Source organism: Acinetobacter sp. CIP 101966, assembly GCF_000369725.1.
Classification (GTDB): Bacteria; Pseudomonadota; Gammaproteobacteria; order Pseudomonadales; family Moraxellaceae; genus Acinetobacter; species Acinetobacter lwoffii_Q.
The window spans coordinates 132,213-134,212 of record NZ_KB850159.1; the positions used below are offsets into that span (position 1 = coordinate 132,213).

The window sequence follows — 2,000 nt, forward strand, 5'->3', positions numbered from 1 at the left end:
CGTTTTTCCATTTCTGGAGCATAACGCTGAACCCAACGATAAATTGTACTGTGATCCACATTTATGCCTCGTTCAGCGAGCATTTCTTGAAGTTCACGATAGCTGATGCCATATTTACAATACCAACGAACAGCCCAAAGAATGATTTCACCTTGAAAGTGCCGACCGTGGAAGGGATTCATCTGCTGTATCTCGAAATAAATAAGATATTTAGCTTATCATGTCAGCCTATTTGCAACAGTGCCAAAGTAACCCCCCGACATCAGTTAAGTTATGCCCTGCATCTGCCAGTAAGGCCATAGAGCCCGTATGCCAGCCATAAATTGCTTCAATTGCCACGAATCCTAAATTTAATACAATACCTATTGCAAAAGCAGTTCCATAATTGACTGTCCCGTGGATATGAGAATGAGACATAATCAGTAAATATTCCAAAGAAATTATTATTAGTAACGCCAATCTCAACTTAAAATAAGATTTTCGAATTGAATTGGTGAATGACCAAGCTTTTTATTTAGCACCACACAAATTGTATGCGACAGAATTTTACGAGTTATGCGGTGGGTTAAATGCCATAGATCTTTTGCCCTCACTTTCTGAATGTGAAAGCGATCTGTTAATTGACCAATCACTGTTTCAATCTTTCTTCTGGCTTTCATCAGTATTTGCAGTGTCTCTTTAGGTCTGAAATCTATCATGTTTTTTCTAAAGGGTGTTTGTAAATCAATACCCTGATATTCATAATATCGTTTCAATTCTGGTCTTAAATAGCCCTTATCTGCTCCCAGTAAACCGTAAATATCATTCGTAATTTCAGGTGCAACATCTCGCTCATCACAATGAGCAGGTGCAAAGGTATAACCCGAAATCATGCCTGAAAGATTAATGACGATATGAGCTTTGAAACCATAATATTTTTCTTGTTTTGCAGCACAATAACTAAAACCTGCGTATTCTTTAAAGTTTTTATGCTTTCTAGCTCTGGTATAACTACAGACAGGGAGTGGGAAGCCATCAATAAAGTGAATGTTATCTGAACCATAACGCTGAATGAGCTGTGCCATAATGGATTGACTGACATGCCACAGGTTTGCACAATGTTTACAGAAATTGGGATAAGATCCTAATTTTGGAAAACATTCTAACCAATTGTTTTTGAAATACATCCAAATATTTTTGTCTGTATCTAAACCAAGAAATTCACCTACTATTTGCATAGTGATGATTTCTGCATCAGTAACAGCAGGCGGAAAACCACGAGTTCTCAGGGGCTGAGTAACAACAATGGGATAAAGTTCTTCTATGATTACATAGACAAAAATGATAAATTCTTCAATGGACATAACTTTGCTTTAATTTCTTGGTGGAAACTAAAATAGGGTTATGTCCTTTTTATTTCAATCACTTAAAAAGTTGAGATTGGGGTATTAGTAATTAAAGCATTTTAAACTTCAAAGCAATTTCTTATTTTTCAAAGGAATCTTATAGCAACCGGCTATATACCAAGAATAGTAAACGTAACTCAGATATCCCTTCACTAACAGGTTCAGTATCTCCGAAATTTCTATCTTCTACATAGTCAATCCGAACTCGTATTCGTCTTTTAGCTTGTTGATCTTTTAATTTATAAAAATAAAAAATCAAATACTTAGTGTAAATTTGGTATTCTAAAAGCGGACATTTTTACTTTGGAGAAACCGGACATTTATATTTTGGGCTTACATAAGCTAAACTAAATATAGTCGTAAATTTCAATTGAGTTATTCATCGGCTTTTAAATAACGGTATACCGCTTGGCGACTAATTCCAAATGCCTGGCCTAATGCCATTTTTGAAGGATACTTCCCTTCCTTCCATGCTTGTCGCAAAGCGTCAGCTTGATCAGGCTTCAATTTATGTACCCGGCCTTTGTACTTCCCTTGAGCCGAGGCGAGTTTAATGGCACTGTTGCAAATAGAGATTTGAGTCGATGATGTTCCCTTTAAAAAGTACTTAGAGAC

Annotated in this window: 2 protein-coding genes and 2 pseudogenes; all 4 read right to left on the bottom strand. The window is 36.2% G+C overall.

Annotated elements, in window-relative coordinates; all coding sequences use genetic code 11:
- Positions 1–182: pseudogene (locus F891_RS03445) on the bottom strand (IS6 family transposase); the annotation flags it as partial.
- A gap of 46 nt (positions 183–228) precedes the next feature.
- The gene (locus F891_RS17225) at positions 229–417 is read right to left on the bottom strand and encodes a cation efflux transmembrane domain-containing protein (protein WP_004281886.1); all 189 of its coding nucleotides are present in this window, start codon (positions 415–417) and stop codon (positions 229–231) included.
- A gap of 44 nt (positions 418–461) precedes the next feature.
- Positions 462–1,343 (bottom strand): IS982-like element ISAba9 family transposase, encoded by an 882-nt coding sequence (locus F891_RS03450; RefSeq protein WP_005262138.1) that lies wholly within the window; start codon positions 1,341–1,343, stop codon positions 462–464.
- A 417-nt stretch (positions 1,344–1,760) separates the two neighbouring features.
- A pseudogene (locus F891_RS17230) lies at positions 1,761–2,000 on the bottom strand (hypothetical protein); the annotation flags it as partial.

What these genes read in the sequence shown, in the direction of transcription:
- F891_RS17225 (WP_004281886.1), bottom strand. Translation starts at nt 417, where the DNA reads ATGTCTCATTCTCATATCCACGGGACAGTCAATTATGGAACTGCTTTT.
- F891_RS03450 (WP_005262138.1), bottom strand. Translation starts at nt 1,343, where the DNA reads ATGTCCATTGAAGAATTTATCATTTTTGTCTATGTAATCATAGAAGAA.